We start from the raw sequence: 24451 nt of genomic DNA on the forward strand, positions 1-24451 counted from the left end.
GTATCCACGTACATCCAACCTGGAGGATCAATTGTTTCCAGTGGCGCTGGATAACAAAGGGAGGATAATCATCTAGGTTTAATTAATGAATCTGGATTCATGGGCCTAGTCTTAACCTAGTCCGCCGAGCTCGTTGCTTTGAGCCCTATTCAGATTTTAGTTGCAGATCTAGAGCTCGACCAGGGTTACACCCTCCCTTCAATTGCATTGGGGAATTCTCGTATCTAAAGTTCCCGCAAATTAGAGGATGTCGCAACTACCAGCAAGGGGCTGCTAATAGTCAAAGTTGATCATCCTTGCAAAGATTACTCCAGCCCGTTTTTGATCTTTACTAAGCAGAGCAAAGTTACTAGTACTAGTATTTCTGAGGACTTCGTTTAATCCCGGTAGCGGGGATCCAATCACAGAAGCCAGACTAGCATCGTGCCACCTCCTTAGACTCACACATGAGTGGCGCTGCGGTCCTCGACTGGATGGTACAGGACGGCAAACGGCTAGGGAATTGCCGTCATGACCACCCCTTCGCTGTGCTTGGTCCTCAACCAAGCGAACAGGAATGGACGGTTCGGATTTGGATGCCTGAAGCGGATAAGGTAACTGTGCTCCTGAGTGATCAGGAGGTTGCTACCTCAACTCCTAACCATCCTTGGATTTTTGAAGTCCCTACAAAGTCATATCCTGGCAATGAGTATCGTGTGCGGGTTGAGCGCGGGGGTAGTACCCACGAGCAACACGATCCCTGGGCATTTCGGGACGAATGGATAGGTGAGATGGACCGCTATCTTTTTGCGGAGGGCAACCATCACCACATTTGGGAGCGGATGGGGGCTCACTTCACCCAACTAAATGGTATTGCTGGTGTGATGTTTTGTCTTTGGGCTCCCAACGCATTGAGCGCATCAATTCTGGGAGATCTTAATTCTTGGGATGGGCGTCATCACCCGATGCAAAAACGGCTAGGGGGTATCTGGGAATTGTTCATTCCCGGTCTTGACATCGGCGCTCTTTACAAATATGAGATTCGTTCTCAAGAAGGACACTGCTACCAAAAGGCAGATCCCTACGGCTTTCATCACGAAGTGCGTCCTAACAATAGTTCTATTGTGGCGCAATTAGGGGGCTACAGCTGGTCTGACGCCAGCTGGATGCAAGATCGAGATGATCGCAATGTACTTGAGCAACCCATCTCTGTTTATGAGATGCACCTAGGGAGTTGGATTCATGCTTCCGTAGACGAACCATGGATTCAGCCAGACGGTCAACCGCGCACCCCAGTTCCTGCAGCAGACATGAAGCCTGGAGCTCGGCTGCTCACCTACGCCGAGCTAGCGGACCGTTTGATTCCTTACGTGAAGAAGCGAGGATTCACCCACGTCGAGTTGATGCCAATCACCGAGCATCCTTTTGATGGCTCATGGGGGTACCAAGTGACTGGTTGGTATGCTCCCACAAGCCGGTATGGAACGCCCGACGAATTCCGCGCTTTTATCGATCGCTGCCATGCCGAAAATATTGGTGTGATTATTGATTGGGTTCCTGGACATTTCCCTAAGGATGCCCATGGCTTAGCTTTTTTTGACGGCACTCATTTGTATGAGCATAATGATCCGCGCATTGGCGAGCATAAAGAGTGGGGAACTCTGATTTTCAACTACGGTCGTAATGAGGTCCGTAATTTCCTCGTTGCTAACCTTGTTTTTTGGTTTGAACAGTTTCACATTGATGGAATACGTGTTGATGCTGTTGCATCGATGCTTTACCGTGATTATCTAAGACCAGATGGTGAATGGCTCCCGAATGAACATGGCGGTAGAGAAAATACTGAGGCTGTAAAATTCCTTCAGCAAGCTAATCATGTACTCTTTGAACATTTCCCAGGAGCTTTATCGATTGCAGAAGAATCCACTACCTGGCCAATGGTGACTAAACCCACCGATATTGGTGGTCTTGGATTTAACCTGAAGTGGAATATGGGTTGGATGCATGACATACTCGATTATTTCGAGCTAGATCCTTGGTTCCGCCAATTCCATCAAAACAATATCACTTTTTCAATTTGGTACACCTATACTGAGAACTTCATGTTGGCTTTAAGCCACGACGAGGTAGTACATGGAAAAAGTCATCTTCTTCACAAAATGCCAGGAGAAGATTGGCAAAAGTACGCTGGTATTAGAGCCCTACTTGCTTACATGTGGACTCATCCCGGTAAGAAAACTATATTTATGGGAATGGAATTTGGTCAGCGTATGGAATGGAATGTATGGGGAGACTTAGAATGGGATTTACTTAACTACAAGCCTCACAAGGGAATTCAACATCTCGTTGATGATCTAAATGTGCTCTATAAAACCCAACCAGCATTATGGCGCGATGATTTCGATCAATTTGGTTTCCAATGGATAGATTGCAGCGACAATCGCCAATCCATTATCAGTTTTATGAGGCGTGATAGATCTAGTGGTACGTGGCTTGTGGTTGTAGCTAATTTCACACCTCAAAGTCATTCAAATTATCGAATTGGGGTGCCCCTTGAGGGTTTCTACAAAGAGATTTTTAACACAGACGCGGCCCAATACGGTGGTAGTAATCTCGGAAATATGGGGGGCAAATTTACAAATGCTAGCCATATTCATAACTACGATGATTCCCTTGATCTCTGTCTACCTCCGTTGAGCTTAGTGGTGTTTAAGCATGATCCCAAACACAACCTTTCGGAACTCTCTGAGTGAAGTGTCTAAACGCAAGTAACCGATAGAATTTGGGGAAACGGGTTTCACGAGTATTATGACGAAGCCAGTGACAGTTGGCCGGAAAAACCCCCTAATGATCCCGCTACGTCGGGTAAGTTTTTAGCTTAATTGAACCAGCTCAATGAGCGACACCCTGTTGCTGCGCGCTGCACGCGGTGAATCAGTGGAGCGTCCTCCTGTATGGATGATGCGACAAGCTGGTCGGTACATGAAGACCTATCGCGATCTTCGCGATAGGTACCCGAGCTTCCGCGAGCGTTCTGAGAATCCTGATCTCTCTTATGAGATTTCCATGCAACCATTCGAGGCATTCCAGCCTGATGGTGTGATCCTTTTCTCAGATATCCTCACGCCCCTCCCAGGCATGGGGATCGACTTTGATATTCTTGAAAATAAGGGACCTCAAATTGGCGATCCAATTCGATCGATAAGTCAGTTCAGCGCATTGCGTCACCTGAATCCTGCAGAATCCCTGCCTTTCGTTGGTGAAGTACTGGGTCGTTTACGTCAGACGGTTGGCAACCAGGCCGCTGTATTAGGTTTTGTTGGCGCCCCGTGGACTTTAGCCGCTTACGTCGTCGAAGGTAAAAGCAGCAAAAACTATGCGGTAGTTAAGGCGATGGCCTTCTGCGAGCCTGAACTGCTCCACAAACTGCTGAATCACTTTGCTGAATCCATCGCAAGCTATTTGCGTTATCAAATTGACTCGGGTGCTCAAGTGGTCCAGATGTTCGATTCTTGGGCCGGTCAATTGAGTCCAATAGACTACGATACCTTCGCTGCTCCTTACCAGAAAAAGGTCATAGACCTAGTTAAACAAACCCATCCCCACACCCCCTGTATTCTATATATCTCGGGCAGTGCAGGAGTGCTTGAGCGTATGGCGCACACTGGTGTAGACATCATTTCCCTCGACTGGACTGTGGATATGGCTGAGGCCTGCGCTCGTTTGCCAAAGCACATCGGTGTACAAGGCAACGTTGATCCAGGACTGTTATTTGGAACACCTGATATGATCCAGGCTCGGGTTGATGACACTGTGCGTAAAGCACGGGGTCGACGCCACATTCTGAACCTGGGTCATGGCATTCTTCCCGGCACACCCGAGGAAAATGGGGCAGCCTTTTTACGAGCCGGCAAGTGCGTGATGGATAGATTAAGAGGCGAGTTTTGAGCAAGATCTTAGTTACCGGCGCCAGCGGATGCATTGGTCAATATGTTTCTCACTGGCTTTTCAAATATACAGATGCAGATCTTCTGCTCTGGCTTCGAGACCCCACAAAGCTAACAGCTATTTCCGCGGATCATCCGAGGATTTGGCTTCTGATCGGTGACTTACGAGACGCCGATCGCTTTGCAGCTGAGTTAGCGACGGTGAAGCGAGTTATTCATACCGCCACAGCCTGGGGAGATCCTGAAAGAACCGAGCAGGTAAATGTAATCGCGGTCAAGCGATTGCTGATGCTGCTGAATCCTTTCGTAGTTGAACAAATCATCTATTTCTCCACAGCTAGCATCCTGGACAAGCGCCTTAAACCGCTGCCTGAAGCTCTAATACACGGCACCGAATATATAAAAACCAAGGCCCGCTGCCTGCAAGACCTCGAACGTCATCCCCTTGCTGATCGGATTATAGCTGTATTCCCCACCTTGGTGTTTGGTGGACGAGTTGATGGAATGAGTAAGTTTCCTACCAGTTACCTAACGAAAGGTCTTGTGGAAGCGAGTAAATGGTTGTGGTTGGCCCGCTGGTTAAGGGCAGATGCTAGTTTCCACTTCATCCACGCCAAAGACATTGCTCGAATCTGTGGCCAGTTCGCGACACGAGCTCATGAGGCTAATCGAGAGTTGGGCCAAGGGGCTCTAAGGCGCATTGTGATGGGTCAAAGGGCGATTTCTATGAACGACGCAGTGGCAACGCTTTGCTATTGGCGTGGGGTGAAGCTTATGCCAGGAGTGCCCCTTTGGCCCTGGCTGATTCGAGTATTGACTCAGATCCTTCCAATTGCAATCAATGACTGGGATCGTTTCAGCATCCGTCAACGGCACTTCATTTACGACCCAGCTAGTGCTCCAGAACGATTCGGCAAAATGAGCCATGCTCCGACACTAGAAACAGTTCTTATAGATTCGGGACTCCCTAATCGCGGGAAACCGAGAAAAGGACTTACAGTCAGACCATTAACTTGACTCACAATGCAGTCTGCGATTCGATCCCTTGCAGTTGTGTGCTGCGCCTTTTTGATGTTGATTGGTCTCAACGTTGGCTTTGCTCAAGCAGAAACAATTGAAGTGAAACTAGGCACAGATGCCGGCATGCTAGCCTTCGAGCCTAGCACTGTTACAATCAGCGCCGGTGACACAGTAAAGTTTGTCAACAACAAGTTGGCACCTCATAACGCCGTATTCGACGGCCACGCTGATCTTAGTCATTCCGATTTGGCATTCAACCCTGGCGAATCCTGGGAAGAAACTTTCTCAGAGGTTGGCACTTACGACTATTATTGCGAGCCTCATCGTGGTGCCGGCATGGTCGGCAAGATAATTGTCGAATAATTAATCACCCTGCAATCTTGCGTTAAAATCATTATTTTATAATCCTCGGCATCGTGTTTACTTCATTTGTTGTCCGGGGATCTTTTACTTAGGGTTAATTTTTGATAGATTCGAGTGACCGATTTTTAAATTCACTTCGTTAATTTACTTTTAGTGTTATTAGGTTTCGTAACCGCGATCATTACATCGATTTTGATAGTGGCTTTCGAGGTGTGAAACGTCAGTTGTTTAGAGAACAGCTATTTAGCCGAAATCGTGCAGCCATATTACATGGGCGGCGGGAACGTGATTCGAGCTGACTGAATTCTTGATATCTGCGATCTAAATTCACTTTCGAACGATACTCTCAAAATCCTCTTGAAGCGGTCGAGAACTAAATTGAAAAGGGAAAGGGACTCTATACCTTTCTATGCCCGTAAACCAAGCCAAGATTATTGCCATCGTCACTTATGTAGAAAACAAGGCGCAAATCTAATAGCAGTCTAAATAAATATTGTTACTGATTTTTTGTATATCGTACCTGTACCTGTGGTCCTTGCGTTCGGTTTTATGATACGTTTGTTGATATTAGCTATGTCTTCTCGAAATCTTTCCTACCTCAATTTAATGTAGGAGTAATGGTCATCCTGCTGAGTAATCCTGTAATTAATGCCGAAACGATGACTTTCATTAAAGATGTGCACACGGCTATTTTCGATGGGCATAATGCCTCAAATTCAAGATATGCTTAGGATCAAAATTGCCGCATCCGAAGTTGACTTTAATACATCTAAAATACGGCCCAGGGAGTTCCTTTCTTAACTTGGGAGAATAAAATTGCTTAAAATCCCGATCGATGCTTCTTAATGTGACCAAACCAGCTTCTTTTCAGGAGCAGACGGTCTTTATTATCATAAGCAACCTTAATACTTAATGACCGCTCACTAGCGTGTTAGTAATGTTGCTTTACTTAATGGTCGGCTTTAGGAGGTAGCGATTTAATTGAAAGGAAAGCTCACGAAGGTTCAGTTAATCGGCCCTGGCGTGCTGTCTCAAGAACTGAGAGGTAGAGATCTTCGTCGATCTCACGGATGTCATACTCGGTAGGACGTGCACCATGTAGGTGTTCATGTACAACCATCCAACAACTACGCTCAAGTTCTCCTCCCGCCGCCGTAGAAAGCTCTAAACTTCTCTGCGTTAAAGCATGAATTAACTCCTGCTTAAGCATAACCAAATGTCATTGTTTGGTTAACTCTAAAAAAATAATTGGGTTATTCGTTTCCCACTGCAGTCACCCCCCAACCGAGATCTAGATTCGTTTGCTATTCTCGTGTTTTGCAGAATTTCTATACGGTGTAACTGGTTCGGAAAGACATTGATATGCAACCAGCGGCGGAACACTTCACCGAAAAAGCCTGGGCAGCTATTGCTTCGGCGCAACAGCTAGCACAAACATCCCGTCACGGGCAACTGGAGACTGAGCACCTTCTTCTGGCTTTACTACAACAAAAGGGTTTAGCCGGACTTATTCTTGACAAAGCCGGCGTTAATCCAGTCAAATTTGAAATGGTTGTTGACGCTTACCTGCGACGTCAGCCAAAGCTGGGGTCACCACCAGAGTCAGTTTTTCTTGGACGCGACTTGAATGCTTCGCTTGATCGAGCTGAGAAAGAATGCAACAAATTTGGAGATAGCTACATCTCCATTGAACACTTGTTATTAGCTCTATCTAGTGATGATCGCTGCGGCCGACAGTTATTTCGCCAATCCGGCATCGCCATTAACAAACTCCGAGAGACTATTACAGCGGTGCGGGGGAATCAAACAGTGAATGATCAAAATCCGGAAGGAACCTACGAATCACTCGAAAAATATGGACGTGATCTTACTGATGCTGCCCGAGATGGAAAACTGGACCCAGTGATCGGTCGCGATGAGGAAATTCGTCGCACTATTCAAATCCTCAGCCGCCGTACAAAGAACAACCCTGTTTTGATTGGTGAGCCAGGCGTTGGAAAAACTGCCATCGTTGAAGGGCTTGCCCAACGCATTATCAATGGAGACGTCCCACAGGCGTTGCAGAAGTGTCAATTAATTGCCCTAGATATGGGAGCCCTAATTGCAGGAGCAAAATATCGTGGAGAATTCGAAGAGCGTCTCAAAGCTGTGCTCAAGGAGGTCACGGCCTCTGAAGGTCAAATCGTGTTATTTATCGACGAGATCCATACCGTCGTGGGTGCTGGCGCGACCGGTGGCGCAATGGACGCCAGCAATCTACTTAAACCCATGTTGGCAAGAGGTGAGCTTCACTGTATTGGTGCAACTACCCTGAACGAACATCGTCAGCATATTGAAAAAGATCCAGCCCTCGAGCGCCGTTTTCAGCAAGTGTTAATAGATCAGCCCACTGTGGAAGACACCATCTCCATCCTGAGAGGACTGAAGGAACGCTATGAAGTCCACCATGGTGTTCGCATTGCTGATAGCGCACTCGTGGCCGCTGCAATGCTCAGTAGCCGCTATATCGCAGATCGGTTTCTTCCAGATAAAGCGATCGACCTAATGGATGAATCAGCCGCTCGATTCAAAATGGAGATCACTTCCAAGCCTGAGCAGATCGATGAAATCGATCGTAAAATTCTTCAGTTAGAGATGGAAAGGCTCTCGCTTAGGCGCGAGTCCGACAGCGCTAGTCAAGAGCGGTTACGACGCATCGAAAGAGAATTAGCGGAGCTCGGTGAGCAACAGAGTAGTCTCAATGCTCAATGGCGGCGTGAAAAAGGGGCAATTGACCATATTGCTTCTCTTAAGGAGGAGATTGAGCGAGTACAACTCCAGATTGATCAAGCTAAGCGCAGTTATGATCTCAATAAAGCAGCCGAGCTGGAATACGGGACCCTAGCCGTTTTGCAAAATAAACTGCAGGATAAGGAAGTGCAGCTTGCGACTGAAGACTGGTCCGATAAAACCCTGTTGCGCGAAGAAGTCACAGAGGATGATATCGCTGAGGTGATTGCCAAATGGACAGGCATCCCAGTGGCACGGCTCGTTCAAAGTGAAATGGAGAAGTTGCTCCAACTCGAAACTGATCTGCACCGACGGGTGATTGGTCAAGACCAAGCCGTCACGGCTGTGGCGGCCGCCATCCAGCGATCTAGAGCTGGGCTCAGTGATCCAAACCGTCCAATAGCTAGCTTTCTATTCCTTGGACCAACAGGTGTAGGCAAGACCGAACTCTCGAAGGCCCTCGCCAACCAGTTGTTTGACAGCGACGATGCCATGGTACGAATTGACATGTCGGAATACATGGAAAGACACTCGGTGAGCCGCTTGATCGGTGCACCGCCTGGATATGTAGGCTATGAGGCCGGCGGACAGTTTACAGAATCGGTTCGCCGCCGGCCCTATACCGTTGTCCTGTTTGATGAAGTTGAGAAGGCTCACCCTGATGTGTTCAATTTGATGCTGCAGATCCTCGATGACGGTCGCGTCACCGACAGCCAAGGACGGACAATAGACTTTACCAATAGTGTGTTGATTCTCACCAGCAATATTGGTAGCCAATCGATCCTTGAGCTTGCGGGAAACATTAAGGAACATCCGGTGATGGAAGCCCTAGTAAACGATGCCTTGCAAGCTCACTTCCGGCCGGAATTTCTCAATCGATTAGATGCCCATATTATTTTTCACAGTCTCCGCAAGGACGAGCTCCAGCAAATCGTAACCCTGCAAGTAAACCGTTTACGACGACGCCTGGAGGAGCGCAAATTGAAACTAAGGCTTAGCGCCGACGCGGCAGAGTGGCTTGCTAATATTGGTTACGATCCAGTCTATGGCGCTCGTCCACTCAAACGGGCGATCCAACGCGAGTTGGAAACACCAATCGCCAAAGCGATTCTTGCTGGCCGTTACGGAGAGGGTGATGTGATTTCTTTAGACATCGAATTGGACAAGCTCACATTCCGCTGAGGCTCTGTTGTAAGCAAAAATGAGGAGAAAAAGATCTCATAACTAGGCCCTAAAATAAGGATTTAGCTTGTTTCTTCGCTGATCTCTACATAAAAGGAGGGACAAGTTATAGAGACTAAACTCCATCAATTGCAAGTGCAGGGTATAAAGCCCAATAAATTAATCGTTTTATAAGAAAATCAAATTTATCTAGGAATCAACTACCATTGTAATTTTTGGTTGATCGTATAATCCAGTCTTTTGGGTTAAGAATAATTATAATCTCAGTAAATTTTGTTTAGAAGTTTGCATACTAGGTATGTAGAATAACCACAGCTAAAATTAAGCTATCTTAAAATCTATCAAAGCTAGATTAGCAAAGCAAGCACGAAACCAATAGTGGTATTTGCTTAGACTTATTAAAATGTAGTAATCCGGTTTTGTTGTGAGAGTCTCTACAATGCAATAAACTGTTAGCGGATTCTTTTTAGACACTTTAATGCAATCTCTTATTTGTGGTCAGATTGAACAAATCCAAGTAGTCTAATCAATACATACGAATACAAGGATTAATCCTACTAAATAAGGATACGACTTAAAAATCTCATTGCACAGAGTTGATATAAATTCAAAACAGCTAGATATAGGTTGAAAACCAATTAGGCACTTGAGAATATGTGGCAGCATTGCAACGGTTCTCCCGGGCCTCAACAGTCCAGCAGCAAGTACGTCCACTATCTTTTTGTTGAAGCAACGCATTGGCCCAGTCCCACACTAGTGTGGCGGTGGTTTCCATCCCTACATTCTCCATTACCCGCAGGTCTAAGGCTCCAAGTTCGTCTAAACGGCGCCATTCAGCGAGCAAAGGATCGTCCGCATTGACAAGAAATGTGTGGTCAAATTGCTTTCTCAAACGTTTTTCAAATGGTCGGAGGCTAGAAAAATCCACCACGAATCCGTAAGGATCAAGCTCACGGGCACCAAACCACAAAGTGAAACTACGGCTATAACCATGTACGAAGCGGCAGTGGCCCGGGTGGGACCACTGCCGATGACAACAGGAGTAACCTTCGAACGATTTACTACAACTAAAGGGCGTAGGAAAAACGGACACAATGCTGATGAAGAATGCGAAAGGCTGAATACTGAGAGAAGATCAGTGTACGTCTGTTAAGTCTGAGGCCCCATGAAGTCCCTCATTCCAGCTTTTATCGATCAACTCCGTTTTAACGAAGCAGGATTGATTCCATCGATCGCTCAGGACCGGCTTGATGGAGCCGTACTGATGATGGCCTGGATGAATCGTGAGGCGATTGAGCACACATTTAACACTGGCGAAGCTCATTATTGGAGCCGATCGCGTCAAAAGCTTTGGCACAAGGGATCAACTAGCGGCCATACCCAAACCGTGCATGGAGTGCGTTACGACTGTGATGCAGATGTCTTGCTACTTACAGTCGACCAAATTGGCGATATCGCCTGTCATACCGGATTACGAAGCTGTTTCTATAAAGATACAAATCAGCCTAGCAAAAACAAAGATAATGCGCCCGCACCCCCTGCCGATATTTGCACAGAGCTGTATAGAGTGATTCAGGATCGACAAAACAATCCAGAAAAAGGTAGCTACGTTAACAAATTGCTGAACGGAGGTGATAGTGGCATTCTCAAGAAAATCGGCGAAGAAAGCGCTGAATTTATCATGGCTTGCAAAGACAATAATGTTGCTGAAATTGCTAGGGAAGCAGCAGACATAATTTTTCATTTACAAGTAGCAATGGCCTGTCACGGCGTGAGCTGGCGCCAAGTTCAAGAGGTTTTGGCCGCGCGGCGTGGAGCACCTAGGCGATCTTAGTTCAGTATGTAATCAGTGCAAACAGAAAGTATCTAGACTGATTTCAGTCTCAGTGCTAAACGGAATAGTAGTCAAAGGAGTCTTAAGTATTGCTTACTTTATCTTAACGAAACTATTAGTTAGTATGTGATTCATTATTGTTTGCATGGACGACAAGGTTATAGCAACGGAACCCAACTTAATAAGTGTTAAAATAGAGTGGTTAGTTCTTATTATTAACTAAGACAACATTGATATACCTTGTATTATACTCACATCTTTTATCATAATACTTGAAACTAATAGCTTTTATATTCCAAAAAAGTCTTGCGCTAACCAATCTAACTCTTATCAGATTTTCTAATCGGTTATAGATCCATATAAATCTTTATTTCGCCAAAATTTTATTTGTCTCGAAATTATTAGAGAGGCAACATATTCTAAAATGGGATTTTGCTATAAGCGATGCCACACCAAACAGAAGCAATCTTGAAGTACAAAAAACTTTGTTTGGTAAAATTCTTCGACTTAAGTCAATTCAACTTGCATTAAAATAAATATAAATCGTATAGGCATCGAGTATGTCATTTTATTAGTAACTTAGAATTGCTCATAATTAAATAAGTTAAGTGTATATTATCCTTAAGTGATAATAAACTAATACTAATTAAATAAAAAATTTAAGGAAGTGAGGAACTATTGCTGTATCTGCAAGGACTATACACAGAGATAAAATATGATCTATTAGCTCCGAGTAATTATTTGTTTAAATTATATATTTAAGGAGTAATTTTTACTTTAATTAACTGTCCAAAACGTGTAGGCTTCTGATACAGCCAGGTCAGTGTAAGAATATCGCGTTTGCTTAAATTTAAAACAGGGCTTCCTCCTTGATTAATCGCCATAACACTGGTAGAAATTAAACTGCGAACCCATAGTCCAGAAGCATGGCCGAGTTCGTGCATAGTTATTGCTTGTAATGACAAAACCCTAAGCTCGGGGGATGTAAATAGCTCCACGCGCGGCTCGAGCCGCCAACAGCAGCGGCGTTTTACCGCCACCACCTGAAGTCGACTGCGTCCATCGCTAGCACGCTACACCAAACCAACTCGTTGCCGTAGCGGTCGTCGTCGCAAAATATGAATATGGGCCTGTGTTGGCGGACGTCACCCGAACTATAGAAAGTATCTTCTCCCACGCCATAAGGGCTGCCTCAAGGGCCGTACCCCAGCGACCCTCCAATTGATTGAGAGGTTGTTGGTTTGCAGGCTCAAGCCACATACCAACGTGGAAGAATTGGTGGTCCTAGGGCTTGTTGTAAAGAGCCCAGAGCCGTAAGCAGAGGCTGATTCCACCTATGAATGTTGTAAATCCACGTTAATAATGCGAATTGATTCTGCTGGTGGGCATGGATCTAATTGCATTAAGTGATTGGCAAACCAACGCCACGGGCCATCAGCGTCGCTAACAATGGAATACTGGCGAAACCAATCAACTCGATATTTATGATCCAACTAAGACGGTTAGCCAGAGATTGATCTACTCGAGGCACTTCACCCTTACGCAAGGGAATTATCCAGATAACGTAAGTGATCGTTGGATACAGCGATAGGCCTCCCACCGAGAAATACAAACCGACCTTCCACCAAAACAGCGGATTTTCAGTATAAAAATCAGGCCCTTGGCCGAAATGAATAACCCTAAGGATGCCGCTTACTAATAAAGCTAAAGCAGCTATGCCGTAAAGGATGTCGGTAACTACCATCGTAGTGGCCTCACGATAGTCGAGATTGGCTTTGATCAAGCGGCGCTCTAACACTAATGCCGTAAAGCAAAGGGTGAAACTGAGGTAATGAACGTAAGCAACACCGGCACTTTTAGCGACGTCGGTAGTGAGGATGGTGAACAATTGCATTACATTGAAAATATGGAGAAAGCGTGACCATATTGATCCGCAAGACCTCAATATTGCAAGACCAGCTTCATGAACAGGAAGAAACCATTGAATATCGCACAAAACATTGATTCCGAACTTTTATTACACCCCCAAGATCAAAACACTTTGGTTCTAGCTTCAATTCAGCAATGAAGTTAAGATGACTAGCTCCCTGAGCGCCTTTCTAGGTGAAATCGGTCGCCATCAACTGCTAACCCCCGAACAAGAATTGATGTTAGGGAGAAAGGTTCAGGCGATGATTGCAATCACTGAACCTTGTCTTATTGCAGGTGGAAAAGGACCGTCTTGCGCCTATAGCGACGATCAGAGATTTGTTATTCGTCGTGGTGAGAGAGCAAAGAATCAGATGATCACAGCTAATCTGCGCCTAGTGGTCAATTTGGCCAAGCGTTATCAGGGTAAAGGTCTTGACCTCTTGGATCTCATTCAAGAGGGTACTCTTGGCCTCACCCGTGCCGTGGAAAAGTACGACCCTACTCGAGGACACCGTTTCTCTACATATGCCTATTGGTGGATTAGACAGGGCCTGAATAGGGCTTTATCCACCCAGAGTCGAACCATTAGGATACCCGTTAATGTAAACGAAAAACTAACAAAGCTTAGGACGGCCAAGACACAAACGATGCAACGCTATGGGCTCTCGGCCACCAGAGAGCAGCTGGCCAGTTACATGAACATATCTCTCTCCGAAGTAGAGGACCTGATGGCTTGTGAATTGCACAGTGCGACCGTTAGCCTTCAAGGAGCAGTGAAGTCTAAGTCTGATCCTTCTGAACTCGTGGACGTGCTGCCGAGTGATGAATTATCACCGATGGAACGTGCCGAAGTTGCTGAACGTTCAGCATCTGTTTGGGCCCTATTGAACAAGGCAAATCTTACTCCCAAAGAGCATAAGGTCGTTATTTTGCGCTTCGGTCTTGATAACACCAACGAGTGGAAGACCCTGGCTGAAGTAGCCCGCCACATGAATTGCTCCAGAGAGTACTGCCGTCAGGTCGTGCAGCGCGCTCTTCGCAAGCTCCGTAAGGCTGGCGTTCAGAGTGACTTAGCGAAATCTGCGCTCTGACATTTGGTATTCCGGTGCGCTGTCTATTGGCCTAACGTTTTATATGGGAGAGTTCATGTATAGGCCCCTAATTACAGATTAATGGTCAAAGCTGCGACTGGACCCACCATCGATGCTGATGTAGTCGGCAGTGAAATTATCGACGAAGGCATCTTTCGGAACTTGTTGCGCCGCGCTGGTCGGCAACTGGCAATCCCGGCCTTGGAGGCTATGGAATTATTGCTGGGATATGACACTCCTACTCAAGTTCGGCTCACAATGCTTACTGCTTTGAGTTATTTGCTATTGCCAGCCGATCTAGTTCCAGATATTTTGCCGGTCGCTGGATTCAGTGATGATTTGGTAGTACTGACAACCGTGATTGGGCTCTGGAATCATCATGTGACGCCAGAGATTCGCAGCCGCGCTCAACGTAGGCTGAATCAATGGTTTCCCTTATCGCGCGAACGCAGTTGATCGATGCCCGGATGGACTCCCGCTTTCGAAAGCGACCTCACACAATTACTTAAAGATTGGTTAAAGAATCAGGGGCGCACCCAAGCTGATCTGCGCCGCAGTCTTCATGCTGTATCGGCTCGAATGAAGTCACTTTTAGAGGTGCTTGAGCGCGATTACAATTCCCGTGGTCTTTCAGGCCTTGGCTTTCGCTTATGCAAAGTGGAAGCCGAATGGCACAGTGAAGGGCGCCCCTTCGATCAAACCTCAGGGGAGGCCACATCGGACCCGTTCAGACAGTTAGATCTACTTTTGCAGGAGATTCGTCGAGATTGCTCCGGGTAACGATTGTTAACTGCACACTGGTGTTTTCAACAGCTGTGAAATGAATCAGTTCAAAGTGTTCGAAGCGAGCCTTCTTGTTTTTATCGCTCTCCCGAATGGAACAACTACTGCTCTTGTACCAACGGGAGGTTGGTTGAAAGGTTCGGGAATTAAGGTCGATCAAGAAAATACTATCGCCCTGACCAACTGCGTGGAAGGAAGTGATGGATCGATCGGCCGTGAGGCTGTGACACTAAAATCGCGCACTCAGCCGACGATGCTCAAGCTCGCCCGTACTACACCCTACTAACGATTGAGACCATTTCAAACGCTCCGCCGCGGGGTTAAACGACCTTTCCTGAGCTGGGTTGATGCCGGCGAACGTGTTGTTGCTCGAATACTGGCGTTGATCACTGGAGTGGTGATAGCTTCCGCTCTGTTGAAGTTGGTTCTTTACCTGGGATCCAAGTTGCTAACCGGTTCGGAAGCCACTTGGTTGGGTGACCATCTAATCAAAGTGCTTGGTGATCTGCTCACTGTGCTGATCGCTCTTGAAGTTCTTGAAAACATTACGAGTTATCTCCGACGTCACGTTGTGCAAATCGAGCTTGTACTAGTAACAGCACTTACTGCAGTTGCACGAAAAGTAATTGTATTGCCTTCAGGAGCCGAAAACAAACCACAGCTGCTTATTGGGCTTGGGATTGCTGTCGTGTCAATTTCTGCTGCGTATTGGTTAGTCAAGAGTGCTAATATAATGCCGGCTAAAGTATTCCCAGACCAGGATCAGTCCTCTCCACCTCGCAAAGCTAATGCGGGTGAATCAGGAGAAGGTCTCCGTAACTGAAATTCGTCTTAATTGTAAACCTCGGGACTTCTGACAATAAAGTCGAGTACTGCTTATAAAGCTGCTGCAACAAGTCAACAAGAGTCGAAAGCCTATCTTCGGAACGGTTCTCGCCGATACACTTCCTTTTTCCTTGTAGAGAATTCAGTACTCGAGACAAATTATTTGCAGAAACAGAGTTTTTCTTGTTGGCATTTTCTCAACACTGATTGATGTCAAAACTTCAGAATTACACAAAAATAACCATCTGGTTGATCGTGGCCATAAGGACACCAATTAATCACGTCGCCTTGAATCGCTTTTAAAGTACTGTACAAATAACCGTAACCATCCTAGCCTGCCCAAAAGATGGACCAGTGGTACAGAACAAATCCTAGTTCGGCGTTCGAATTCAGCCCGTTCGCTTTGAATTCAACCCCAACAAGAGATACTTATAGGCCGCAGATTGACCCCAAATCAAAAAGATGTGTTGTAGGCATCCTATTTGGAAGAACCTTGATTGTGTTAGCAATCGTTCTAATGATACCGGCTCATACCAATGCTATTGGGTCGTTACGGGGAGCTACATTGTTTGAGCAACACTGTTCTGGTTGCCACGTCAATGGAGGTAACATCATTCGTCGTGGCAAAACTCTAAAAATGGAAGCGTTGGAACGTCGAGGTATTGCATCACCCAAGTTCATCGCACAAATCGCTCGACAAGGCATTGGCCAGATGAGTGCTTATGCCGATGTGCTTGATGACGGCGAAGATCAAATAGTTGCCGAGTGGATTTGGGAACAGGCTCAGAACGGTTGGATTAAGAAATAAACATCATCAACAGCTATCCACTTTAGTTCTGACATATATTGGTTCTTAATTAGTTGTTAAGTATTGGCAAGGTTTTGAGCAGCAACACTATCAATAATAATTATTACCTCTCCCTTTTTATAGGGCCAAGATTGATTAGGATTTTATCTTGTTTAAATGTTTTAAGTACAATAAATGTTTTCCATAATCAAAGAGTATAATCTTTGAGTGCAATTAGTACAGCATGTACTCCAAAAGAAAAAATGTACAATAATAAGCCCCAATTATTAAGAGCCTATTCTTGATCTGGAGTATTACATTAGATATGACTGAGCAAAAATATCTATGTATCTATTAATTAACTCTGCAATAATATTTACAGAAAATTATTTTTTTCAGTTGAGCAAAGGATTCAATGGTACGATAAATGTTAACCTTATCTCGTACGTGGCAATTGCATGTCTAATAAAATAAGAATAAATAGAATATCTTAAGCTTATGCCACTCTACTAAGAAAGATTTTTGCAGAAAATGTTATTAATTTTACTAGCATTGATATTGGCAGACAGAGTAATAAATATTAGTCAAAGATCAAATTACATCGCAACTGTGCAAAGTAATGAGAATCTTATTAAGCAAAAAGCTCATGCTAAATGCTTGGCCTGTATTTTGATACTAGGTTTGAATCGGGTTCAAACAGTAGTAAATCTGTCTAATGTTTGTTGAGCGGGAGCGAAGACTATGAGTGATTCTTATCCAAGTAATCATTTTTCATTGCTTTACATTTGACTGATTTTTTTTAGTGCTTAGCTTTTAATCCGCAGCTTGTCGAAGCTTTGCACAAAAAGATATTGCTTCTGCAGTGATAGCATCAGGTTCTACAGACGCCATTCTTTTCACTAAAGCGCTCCCAATAATCGCTCCGTCAGCCCCCCAATTACGTACTTGTCGCATTTGCTCTACCCCAGAAATTCCAAATCCCACAGCAACGGGTAAAGAAGATGTTTGTTTCAATGCTTGAACCAAGCCTTTCACTCGATTTTCCACTCGACTGCGTTCTCCAGTTACACCAGTTACGCTTACCAAATAAGTAAAGCCACGACTGTTCTGAGCGATGCAGCTCATTCGTCTTAGTGGGGTTGTTGGAGCAACCAAAAGAATAAGATCGATTCTTGTTTGCGCCGCGACCAAAGACAGTTGCTTGGCTTCCTCCAGCGGCAGGTCAGGAACTACCAATCCTGATGCTCCTGCCTTTGCGGCTTGGTCACAGAAGCGCTCCATTCCCATGTTGAGTAAAGGGTTGGAGTAAGTAAATAAAATTATGGGAATAGATAATCTTCCACGAAGAGAAGAGACCATCTCTAGGACGGTCGTCAAAGTAGTTTTAGAAGCGAGAGCACGAGCCGCCGCTGCTTGAATGACAGGCCCGTCAGCAAGTGGATCGCTGTAAGGCACCCCAAGTTCCACCATATCAGCTCCTGCTGCTTCTAGGCCAGCTAACACTTCAGCGGTGACCGATAAATCAGGGTCACCAGCCATAAGGAACGGTATTAAGGCCATGTGACCACTTTTCTTTAGTTGTTCGAAACGCAGTGCAATAGTCGACGGCTGCTGGGTTGACATCTTGGAAGCTCAACCTAAGCGAAACATGTCAAGCTTACGATTCGGGAGACCTCCTATCCGTGGTGGGGACTTCGCCACCATCGGCACCGAGTTGATTCAGTAGCGCCTGCTGTTCCTTTTCTGTCAAAGCAGTGAACCGGGCTTCTATGTCGTTCGCAGCAACTTCGTCATAAACGCTGCGATACCGACGACGCTGCTCCATGTAGGTCATCCGTCCAGTGATAACGCGCAACATATAGGAGGTTGTCCAGACCATCACAATCAGCACCAAAAGGGCTTGCGCGGCTATACCCGATGAGAAACCCTGAAAGCCAGCCATCTGAAAACTGATTTGGCCTAGTCCACCAATCAGGAAAACCGCTAAGCCAATCAGTAGTACCTTTCCACGAGTCAATTCAAACCTCTCCTTGTCCGCTAAGTCGAAAATTAATGAAAGGGGCGAACACGATCATGCCTGGGAAAAACAAGAACACAAATCCATAAATAACTAAACGCTCTAACTTGCTCATGCTATGCCAACGGAAATTCATCCAGGCATAAAGCGCTAAGGGAACGACCACAAGGTATAGACCAGCTATCAGGGCGTAGGCCAACAGTACGAACAGTGTCTCTTCAGGGATTTGATTGGTGAGGAACTGAAAGTCCAAAATGTCACAACGAGTGATGCAAATTTAAGATGGTTGCTGTGGGGGTATGGCGGAATTGGTAGACGCACGCGACTTAAAATCGCTTGGGCCGTAAGGCCTGTGGGGGTTCAAGTCCCCCTACCCCTATCCGAACAACTCGAAACGGTAATAGCCCTAAAGCCTCGGCGTGGAATTCCTTCCACATAACGTGTCTTAACTCAGTTGTGGATAGTGAAGTCGCCGTTTGACTCCGTTACAAGCAGATGGATGAACAGACCAACCTGTTGTTAACTTCCCTGGGCTGGGTGCTGTTGCAAGAGGATTCTGCAGTCTTTTCCGCCTTCTGAAACATTATGTAATATATCAAAAGCGGTTGTTTCTTTCGCTACTCTGCATCGACTGATAGGACCGATTTGGCAGTGCGTTTCAGAGTCTAAACGCGTGGTTGCAATCGCCAAGGGAGCGTTTCTCCGGCGTGAAATGGAACAAAGCCATTTACTAGATCTGGGACTAATTGTTTATCTCGTTGGAGAATGATGCGTTCTTCATTTACGGGTAACCCATAGAATGCAGGGCCATGCAGCGACGCAAAAGCCTCGAGACGATCAAGTTTCCCTTCTTGGTCAAACGCCAAAGCGTAGCTTTCCAAGGCGTAAGGAGCATTAAAAATACCGGCACAACCACACGAGGTCTCTTTAGCGGATCTGACGTGCGGAGCAGAGTCTGTACCAAGAAAAAAGCGTCGATCTCCGCTTGTGGCTGCGCGACGTAAGGCAAGACGATGTTGTTCCCTTTTTGCTACCGGTAAACAATAAAAATCGCTGAGCAATCCGCCCGCGAACATCGCATTGCGATTGATATGGAGATGATGAGGAGTAATGGTGGCAGCCAGGTTCTGATCTGCAGAGCCCACGAAATCCACAGCTTGTTCCGTCGTGATGTGTTCCAAGACCATCCTGAGATCAGGATAACGCTGGCGCAGGGGCTTTAGCAAACGTTCTATAAATACTGCCTCCCTGTCGAATACATCTACGCTGATGTCCGTTACTTCACCATGGATGAGCAACGGCATTCCGATACGCTCCATAGCCACCAAAGCACTATGGATGTGCTTTACATCAGTAACACCTGCAGCGGAGTTAGTTGTAGCATTAGCTGGATAAAGTTTAGCGGCAGTGAACACTCCCTCTTGGAAACCTCGTTTAAGCTCTTCAGTGGAAATGTCATCGGTTAGATAGGCGGTCATCAGCGGCGTAAATCTCGTCCTGCTCGGACAAGCTGAGAGAATTCTGTTTCGATAAGCCCGAGCTGCAGCCATAGTCGCAATTGGGATGCGGAGATTAGGCATCACGACCGCTCGCCGAAAGGTCTTGACAGTGTTCGGTATCACCTGGTTCAACGTCTCACCGTCACGAAGATGAACGTGCCAGTCGTCTGGCACGATCATCTCGAGTTGATCAATCACTTAGCAGGGATGCCGGCTACAGCCAAACGCAACGCAGTAAGACGATCAGGCGTGATGTTTTGATTAGGCAAGCGGTCTGTGAGCTTCAGCTTTTGGAGTCGATTTTCTGTACTGCCAGAGGCACCTACGAGAAACACTTGACGACCCACTTCCATAGCCTCCTTAACAGCATTTTCCAGCGCAATCGCCGCAGTCACTCCAAGGTGAGACACTTCAGAGAGATCGAAAACAACAGCTTGACAGGCTCCGATGGCGTTGTGCTCTCGGGAAATAGCCTTAGCCACACCAAAAATCATTGGACCTGCGAGTTGGAAAAGTAATACCTTGCCAGAAGCCTGATCCAGAAGGACTTGTTCCTCATTACTTAGTTCAACATCATCATCAGCTGTGCTAATCGTCTTCACTTTTTTGGATTGCAATGAGCTCATCCGATCGATTGTGAGTACGTTTGCGACAAACACGCCGATTCCTACCGCAGTGATTAGATCTACCAACACAGTAAGCACTATCACTCCGTAAGTAATCACAGCTGCCTTCAAAGACAAATGGTGGGCTCGTTTTAAAAATTCCCAATCGATGATGTCGATGCCGACTTTTACGGCAATGCCGGCGAGTACAGCTAAGGGAATCCGGGAGGCTAATGGAGCGGCTAACAGCACCACCAGCATCAGAATCATCGCTCGAACAATGCCTGAGAGGGCAGTACGTCCGCCAGTCTGAATATTTACCACAGTTCCCATGGTGGCCCCAGCTCCAGGCAAGGCTCCAAATAGCCCCGCCGTCACATTGGCGAGGCCTTGTCCAATTAATTCTTTGTTGGAATCGTGTTCCGTACGAGTAAGGCTATCTGCAACAACAGAAGTTAGTAAAGCATCGATGCAACCAAGCATTCCCAACACCGCGGCATCAACTATCATGAGGCGCATCTGACCGATTGAAAACGTTGGAAGATGCAGTTCCGGGAAGGCTGCTGAGAATTCAGGAATGGTTCGCAGTTCGGCTGCGGAGAAGAAGGTCAGTGACAACACTGTGCCTAAAACGAGGGCCAAGAGTTGTGGAGGACATAATCGTTTGACTGATTGGGGGGTTAACCACAACACGAGGAGGGTGATTCCAGCCAGGGCTAGTTCCCAGATTTGTGTACCCTCGATCAAAGCCGGCAACTGACTCAATGTTGCCATCACCCCACCTTTTGGTGAGGCTTGACCCAAAAATGGTCCCAGCTGCAGCAGCACTAAAATGATACCTATACCGGACATGAAGCCCGAAATAACTGTGTAGGGCATCATCGTGACGTAACGACCCAATCGGAAAAGTCCGAACAGGATCTGGAAGATGCCTGCCAAAACACCGACGGTGAAGGCCATTGCCAATGCTTGTTCAGGCGAATCAGCAGTGGCGGTAAAGCTGATAATGACCGAGGTGAACACGACCGTCATCGGACCGGTGGGTTCGGAAATCAGGGTTGGAGTCCCTCCGAAGAGGGATGCAACTAAACCAATGATTACAGCTCCCCAAAGGCCTGCAGCGGCTCCTGCCCCCGACGCAATGCCGAAGGCCAATGCCATCGGCAAAGCAATCACAGCAGCGGTTACTCCTCCAAAGACATCGCCTCGGAGATTTGTGACGTTGATTCGATTCAGCAAATCCTGACCTTGCCCTGTGGTTAACGACTTTAGATCGATTCTTGGCAAAGCAGAATTCTCCTAGGTACGCAGTTGCTTATGCCTGAATTCCTGCGGTCAACGATTCAAGTTTTGGTCGGCATCGCCTTTCTCTTTGGCGGGGGTGAACTGTTTGTTCAAGGGTCGGTTGCTTTAGCAGTGATCTTCGGTATCCCTCAGCTGGTGATCGGTCTTACCGTTGTGTCACTGGGTACTAGCGCCCCTGAGTTATTCGTCAGCCTCAATTCAGTCTTGCAAGGCTCCGATGCCCTGGCTCTCAGCAATGTAGTTGGTAGCAACATTTTCAATGTGATGGTGGTTCTAGGTAGCAGTGCTTTGGTACTGCCACTTCATGTAGAAAGTCGACTGGTGCGTCGCGATGTACCTCTAATGATTGCCGTCTCTGCTGCGGTATGGGGAATGGCCTCCGCTGGACGCGTAACTTGGCAGGCTGGATTGTCTCTGGTGCTCGGCCTCATGATTAACACCATCTGGGCAATTAGAACCGCCAGGGAGCAACTAAATGACAATGAAAATGTCGAAACAGAGATTGAAGAGGATAAAGCAGAAGGCGGATGGAATCTGGCCGCGTTTCAGCTAATCGGCGGCATCGCTGTTCTCACAATTGGATCAAGAGTTCTTGTGCATGGTGCAACCAGTGTTGTATCTCTGCTCGGAGTAAGCGAAGAAGTTATCGGTTTGACAATCGTTTCTGCCGGTACATCAATGCCGGAACTAATTACTTCGCTGGTGGCTGCCCTACGTGGTCGAACTGATTTAGCAATCGGCAACGTTGTGGGGAGCTGCTTGCTGAATCTAATGCTTGTACTAGGTGGTACTGCGTTGTTCGCAACGGGGCGAGGGTTAAATGTGACTCCAGAACTCATCAACGAAGACTTGCCGGTGATGCTGCTCACTAGCCTGGCTTGTCTTCCAATTTTCTGGACAAGAGGACAAATCAGTCGCCTCGAGGGGGGGCTGCTACTTGGTTTATATGGACTTTACCTGATTGATAATGTGCTCCCGAGAACCCAACTCTCTAACTGGACTGACGAATTCCGCTTAGTGATGCTTTGTCTTGTTCTACCAACTGTGGTGATCATGATTGCCATGCAAGCCCTTATTTACTGGCGGAATACCAGATCAAAGATTGACTTCCCCAACATTCAAATAAAGTAGTAACTAGAAACTGATAGTTCAAATCAGTCGACCCATTTACCCTATGACATGGTGACAAACTCTTCTGACACGGAAGGGTGCAAGGCCATGGTTCGGTCGAAATCAGCCTTGGTAGCGCCCATACCAACGGCAATCGCTGCCATCTGAATAATTTCAGCTGCATGTTCGCCCACCATATGGCATCCAAGCACCAATTCTGTTTCACGCCTTACCACCAGCTTGAGTAAACAAAGGGGTCCTGTAGCAGGTAAAGCACGTGCCATCGATCGAAAGCGGCAGCGGTATATCAAGACTCCATCGGCGCTGTACCGGGCGATGGCATCTTCTTCAGATAGTCCCACCGTGGCTAGCTCAGGATTACTGAACACGGCACTCGCAACCAAGTTATGGTCGACCTTTCGATGACGATTTGAGAAAACACTGTCGGCGAAAGCTCGACCCTCATCGATGGCGACGGGAGTAAGATTTACTCGATCAGTAACATCTCCAACCGCATAAATATGAGCCATTGACGTGCGGGATTCTGCATCCACCTGTATTCGTCCCTCCTGTACTGCAATATCAGCACGTTCAAGCCCGAGTCCTTGGAGCCAAGGCCTTCGTCCAGTGGCCATTAGAATTGCATCACAGGGCACGCTGCCTCCTTCGGAGAGAAGCGCACTGAGCTGACCAAATGTTCCCCTTACGGCAGCTACACTGCTTCTGAACAGTACCTCAATACCGCTCTCATGCATCCCGTCAAGTACGGCAGCAGCTAGTTCCTCGTCAAACCCTCGAAGCAAGCGGCGACCTCTCACCACTTGGGTGATGGCGACTCCCAAGCCCTGAAGGATGCACGCAAATTCACAGGCGACGAAACCTGCGCCTACCACGATCATGCGTTTGGGGAGATCGGTGAGCTTGAATATGTCATCACTCACCCAAGTGTACTCAATCCCGGGAATCTCTGGGCGAACCGGCCGCCCACCCACAGCGATTAAGAACTTGGCTGCAGATAGTTGCCTCTCCACAGCACCGCCACGTTCGACCGAGATCCCAATGGTATTGGGATCCATGAATTGCCCCCACCCGGTCACTAGTTCAACCCCCGCTTTGTCGAGAAAGTCAAGGTGTAATGCGTTGAGCCGATCGACCTCCGCACGTACACGTCGGAAGAGTTCGGATACATCGGATCGAACAGTACCAAGAGTGAGGCCGTACGCAGAACCGTCCCTCAGCTGATGACGCGCTTGAGCTCCGTAGACGAGTAGCTTTTTCGGTACACAACCGCGAATTACACAAGTGCCGCCAACGCGATCGCCTTCAACAATCGCTACTTTGGCACCATAACGTGACGCCCGCTTTGCCGCCGCTAAACCGCCGGAACCGGCCCCAAGCACAACAAGATCAAAAGGCGATTCCAT

24 protein-coding genes and 1 tRNA gene are annotated in these 24451 nt (G+C 46.8%); 14 read left to right on the plus strand and 11 right to left on the minus strand.

Annotated elements, in window-relative coordinates; genetic code table 11:
• The first annotated feature begins 446 nt into the window (after positions 1 to 446).
• From glgB to petE, 4 genes are all read left to right on the plus strand, one after another.
• Complete coding sequence (gene glgB / locus ABWV55_RS02690; RefSeq protein WP_353292183.1) at positions 447 to 2732, plus strand: 1,4-alpha-glucan branching protein GlgB; 2286 nt, start codon at positions 447 to 449, stop codon at positions 2730 to 2732.
• Between the two features lie 142 nt (positions 2733 to 2874).
• The gene (gene hemE, locus ABWV55_RS02695) at positions 2875 to 3927 is read left to right on the plus strand and encodes a uroporphyrinogen decarboxylase (protein WP_353292184.1); all 1053 of its coding nucleotides are present in this window, start codon (positions 2875 to 2877) and stop codon (positions 3925 to 3927) included.
• Positions 3924 to 4943: an NAD(P)-dependent oxidoreductase gene (locus tag ABWV55_RS02700; protein ID WP_353292185.1), complete on the plus strand. Its 1020-nt coding sequence runs from the start codon at positions 3924 to 3926 to the stop codon at positions 4941 to 4943. Before hemE ends, ABWV55_RS02700 begins: the two co-directional genes overlap by 4 nt.
• A gap of 6 nt (positions 4944 to 4949) precedes the next feature.
• Positions 4950 to 5309 carry a plastocyanin gene (gene petE, locus ABWV55_RS02705; RefSeq protein WP_353292186.1) on the plus strand — a complete coding sequence of 120 codons (360 nt, stop codon included), beginning with the start codon at positions 4950 to 4952 and terminating at the stop codon, positions 5307 to 5309.
• A 994-nt stretch (positions 5310 to 6303) separates the two neighbouring features.
• Here petE and ABWV55_RS02710 read toward each other — a convergent pair.
• Positions 6304 to 6519: a hypothetical protein gene (locus tag ABWV55_RS02710; protein WP_353292187.1), complete on the minus strand. Its 216-nt coding sequence runs from the start codon at positions 6517 to 6519 to the stop codon at positions 6304 to 6306.
• Between the two features lie 152 nt (positions 6520 to 6671).
• Here ABWV55_RS02710 and clpB point away from each other — a divergent pair, with 152 nt between their 5' ends.
• Entirely contained in the window at positions 6672 to 9260 is a 2589-nt protein-coding gene (gene clpB, locus ABWV55_RS02715) for an ATP-dependent chaperone ClpB (RefSeq protein WP_353292188.1), read from the plus strand.
• A gap of 616 nt (positions 9261 to 9876) precedes the next feature.
• Here clpB and ABWV55_RS02720 read toward each other — a convergent pair.
• Complete coding sequence (locus tag ABWV55_RS02720) at positions 9877 to 10353, minus strand: 6-carboxytetrahydropterin synthase (RefSeq protein WP_353292189.1); 477 nt, start codon at positions 10351 to 10353, stop codon at positions 9877 to 9879.
• Positions 10354 to 10425: 72 nt separating this feature from the next.
• Here ABWV55_RS02720 and hisIE point away from each other — a divergent pair, with 72 nt between their 5' ends.
• Positions 10426 to 11094: a bifunctional phosphoribosyl-AMP cyclohydrolase/phosphoribosyl-ATP diphosphatase HisIE gene (gene hisIE / locus ABWV55_RS02725; protein ID WP_353292190.1), complete on the plus strand. Its 669-nt coding sequence runs from the start codon at positions 10426 to 10428 to the stop codon at positions 11092 to 11094.
• A 758-nt stretch (positions 11095 to 11852) separates the two neighbouring features.
• Here hisIE and ABWV55_RS02730 read toward each other — a convergent pair.
• From ABWV55_RS02730 to ABWV55_RS02740, 3 genes are all read right to left on the minus strand, one after another.
• Positions 11853 to 12134 (minus strand): hypothetical protein, encoded by a 282-nt coding sequence (locus ABWV55_RS02730; RefSeq protein ID WP_353292191.1) that lies wholly within the window; start codon positions 12132 to 12134, stop codon positions 11853 to 11855.
• Between the two features lie 25 nt (positions 12135 to 12159).
• Complete coding sequence (locus tag ABWV55_RS02735; protein WP_353292192.1) at positions 12160 to 12354, minus strand: hypothetical protein; 195 nt, start codon at positions 12352 to 12354, stop codon at positions 12160 to 12162.
• Between the two features lie 142 nt (positions 12355 to 12496).
• Positions 12497 to 12988: a DUF2214 family protein gene (locus ABWV55_RS02740; RefSeq protein ID WP_353292193.1), complete on the minus strand. Its 492-nt coding sequence runs from the start codon at positions 12986 to 12988 to the stop codon at positions 12497 to 12499.
• A gap of 181 nt (positions 12989 to 13169) precedes the next feature.
• On the opposite strand from ABWV55_RS02740, the gene ABWV55_RS02745 reads away from it, so the two are divergent.
• The 6 genes from ABWV55_RS02745 to ABWV55_RS02770 all read left to right on the plus strand — a co-directional run bounded on the left by ABWV55_RS02745 (position 13170) and on the right by ABWV55_RS02770 (position 16512).
• Entirely contained in the window at positions 13170 to 14096 is a 927-nt protein-coding gene (locus tag ABWV55_RS02745) for a sigma-70 family RNA polymerase sigma factor (protein WP_353292194.1), read from the plus strand.
• An 81-nt stretch (positions 14097 to 14177) separates the two neighbouring features.
• Positions 14178 to 14552, plus strand: coding sequence for a DUF1232 domain-containing protein (locus ABWV55_RS02750; RefSeq protein ID WP_353292195.1), 375 nt, complete (start codon positions 14178 to 14180; stop codon positions 14550 to 14552).
• A gap of 3 nt (positions 14553 to 14555) precedes the next feature.
• Positions 14556 to 14876 (plus strand): hypothetical protein, encoded by a 321-nt coding sequence (locus tag ABWV55_RS02755; RefSeq protein ID WP_353292196.1) that lies wholly within the window; start codon positions 14556 to 14558, stop codon positions 14874 to 14876.
• A 40-nt stretch (positions 14877 to 14916) separates the two neighbouring features.
• On the plus strand, positions 14917 to 15165 hold the full coding sequence (locus ABWV55_RS02760) for a hypothetical protein (protein ID WP_353292197.1): 249 nt from the start codon (positions 14917 to 14919) through the stop codon (positions 15163 to 15165).
• 3 nt (positions 15166 to 15168) lie between these two features.
• Entirely contained in the window at positions 15169 to 15702 is a 534-nt protein-coding gene (locus tag ABWV55_RS02765; protein ID WP_353292198.1) for a phosphate-starvation-inducible PsiE family protein, read from the plus strand.
• A 348-nt stretch (positions 15703 to 16050) separates the two neighbouring features.
• Positions 16051 to 16512, plus strand: coding sequence for a c-type cytochrome (locus ABWV55_RS02770; RefSeq protein WP_353292199.1), 462 nt, complete (start codon positions 16051 to 16053; stop codon positions 16510 to 16512).
• Positions 16513 to 17304: 792 nt separating this feature from the next.
• Here ABWV55_RS02770 and trpA read toward each other — a convergent pair.
• Genes trpA through ABWV55_RS02785 form a run of 3 tightly spaced genes read right to left on the minus strand, consistent with a single transcriptional unit; the run spans position 17305 to position 18761 of the window.
• Positions 17305 to 18114 (minus strand): tryptophan synthase subunit alpha, encoded by an 810-nt coding sequence (gene trpA, locus ABWV55_RS02775; protein ID WP_353292200.1) that lies wholly within the window; start codon positions 18112 to 18114, stop codon positions 17305 to 17307.
• Between the two features lie 34 nt (positions 18115 to 18148).
• Entirely contained in the window at positions 18149 to 18508 is a 360-nt protein-coding gene (locus tag ABWV55_RS02780) for a DUF3007 family protein (protein WP_353292201.1), read from the minus strand.
• Between the two features lies 1 nt (position 18509).
• The gene (locus tag ABWV55_RS02785; protein WP_353292202.1) at positions 18510 to 18761 is read right to left on the minus strand and encodes an NAD(P)H-quinone oxidoreductase subunit L; all 252 of its coding nucleotides are present in this window, start codon (positions 18759 to 18761) and stop codon (positions 18510 to 18512) included.
• 40 nt (positions 18762 to 18801) lie between these two features.
• Here ABWV55_RS02785 and ABWV55_RS02790 point away from each other — a divergent pair.
• Positions 18802 to 18887, plus strand: a tRNA-Leu gene (locus ABWV55_RS02790).
• A gap of 286 nt (positions 18888 to 19173) precedes the next feature.
• On the opposite strand, the gene pyrC is transcribed toward ABWV55_RS02790, so the two are convergent.
• Together pyrC and ABWV55_RS02800 are read right to left on the minus strand one after the other, a co-directional pair.
• Positions 19174 to 20205 carry a dihydroorotase gene (pyrC, locus tag ABWV55_RS02795; RefSeq protein WP_353292203.1) on the minus strand — a complete coding sequence of 344 codons (1032 nt, stop codon included), beginning with the start codon at positions 20203 to 20205 and terminating at the stop codon, positions 19174 to 19176.
• Positions 20202 to 21851: a SulP family inorganic anion transporter gene (locus ABWV55_RS02800; protein ID WP_353292524.1), complete on the minus strand. Its 1650-nt coding sequence runs from the start codon at positions 21849 to 21851 to the stop codon at positions 20202 to 20204. The genes pyrC and ABWV55_RS02800 overlap by 4 nt, the downstream gene beginning before the upstream one ends.
• A 78-nt stretch (positions 21852 to 21929) precedes the next feature.
• Here ABWV55_RS02800 and ABWV55_RS02805 point away from each other — a divergent pair, with 78 nt between their 5' ends.
• Positions 21930 to 23048, plus strand: a complete 1119-nt coding sequence (locus ABWV55_RS02805; RefSeq protein ID WP_353292204.1) for a calcium/sodium antiporter — start codon at positions 21930 to 21932, stop codon at positions 23046 to 23048.
• A 41-nt stretch (positions 23049 to 23089) separates the two neighbouring features.
• On the opposite strand, the gene gorA is transcribed toward ABWV55_RS02805, so the two are convergent.
• The gene (gene gorA / locus ABWV55_RS02810; protein WP_353292525.1) at positions 23090 to 24451 is read right to left on the minus strand and encodes a glutathione-disulfide reductase; all 1362 of its coding nucleotides are present in this window, start codon (positions 24449 to 24451) and stop codon (positions 23090 to 23092) included.

It is taken from the genome of Synechococcus sp. M16CYN (assembly GCF_040371545.1).
Taxonomy (GTDB): domain Bacteria; phylum Cyanobacteriota; class Cyanobacteriia; order PCC-6307; family Cyanobiaceae; genus Parasynechococcus.

Coding starts and splice junctions, on each gene's coding strand:
- glgB (WP_353292183.1), top strand. CDS start 447: ATGAGTGGCGCTGCGGTCCTCGACTGGATGGTACAGGACGGCAAACGG.
- ABWV55_RS02770 (WP_353292199.1), top strand. CDS start 16,051: ATGGACCAGTGGTACAGAACAAATCCTAGTTCGGCGTTCGAATTCAGC.
- hisIE (WP_353292190.1), top strand. CDS start 10,426: ATGAAGTCCCTCATTCCAGCTTTTATCGATCAACTCCGTTTTAACGAA.
- clpB (WP_353292188.1), top strand. CDS start 6,672: ATGCAACCAGCGGCGGAACACTTCACCGAAAAAGCCTGGGCAGCTATT.
- petE (WP_353292186.1), top strand. CDS start 4,950: ATGCAGTCTGCGATTCGATCCCTTGCAGTTGTGTGCTGCGCCTTTTTG.
- ABWV55_RS02745 (WP_353292194.1), top strand. CDS start 13,170: ATGACTAGCTCCCTGAGCGCCTTTCTAGGTGAAATCGGTCGCCATCAA.
- ABWV55_RS02805 (WP_353292204.1), top strand. CDS start 21,930: ATGCCTGAATTCCTGCGGTCAACGATTCAAGTTTTGGTCGGCATCGCC.
- ABWV55_RS02735 (WP_353292192.1), bottom strand. CDS start 12,354: ATGTGGCTTGAGCCTGCAAACCAACAACCTCTCAATCAATTGGAGGGT.
- hemE (WP_353292184.1), top strand. CDS start 2,875: ATGAGCGACACCCTGTTGCTGCGCGCTGCACGCGGTGAATCAGTGGAG.
- ABWV55_RS02750 (WP_353292195.1), top strand. CDS start 14,178: ATGGTCAAAGCTGCGACTGGACCCACCATCGATGCTGATGTAGTCGGC.
- ABWV55_RS02760 (WP_353292197.1), top strand. CDS start 14,917: ATGAATCAGTTCAAAGTGTTCGAAGCGAGCCTTCTTGTTTTTATCGCT.
- ABWV55_RS02755 (WP_353292196.1), top strand. CDS start 14,556: ATGCCCGGATGGACTCCCGCTTTCGAAAGCGACCTCACACAATTACTT.
- ABWV55_RS02710 (WP_353292187.1), bottom strand. CDS start 6,519: ATGCTTAAGCAGGAGTTAATTCATGCTTTAACGCAGAGAAGTTTAGAG.
- ABWV55_RS02740 (WP_353292193.1), bottom strand. CDS start 12,988: ATGCAATTGTTCACCATCCTCACTACCGACGTCGCTAAAAGTGCCGGT.
- trpA (WP_353292200.1), bottom strand. CDS start 18,114: ATGTCAACCCAGCAGCCGTCGACTATTGCACTGCGTTTCGAACAACTA.
- gorA (WP_353292525.1), bottom strand. CDS start 24,451: ATGGAATCGCCTTTTGATCTTGTTGTGCTTGGGGCCGGTTCCGGCGGT.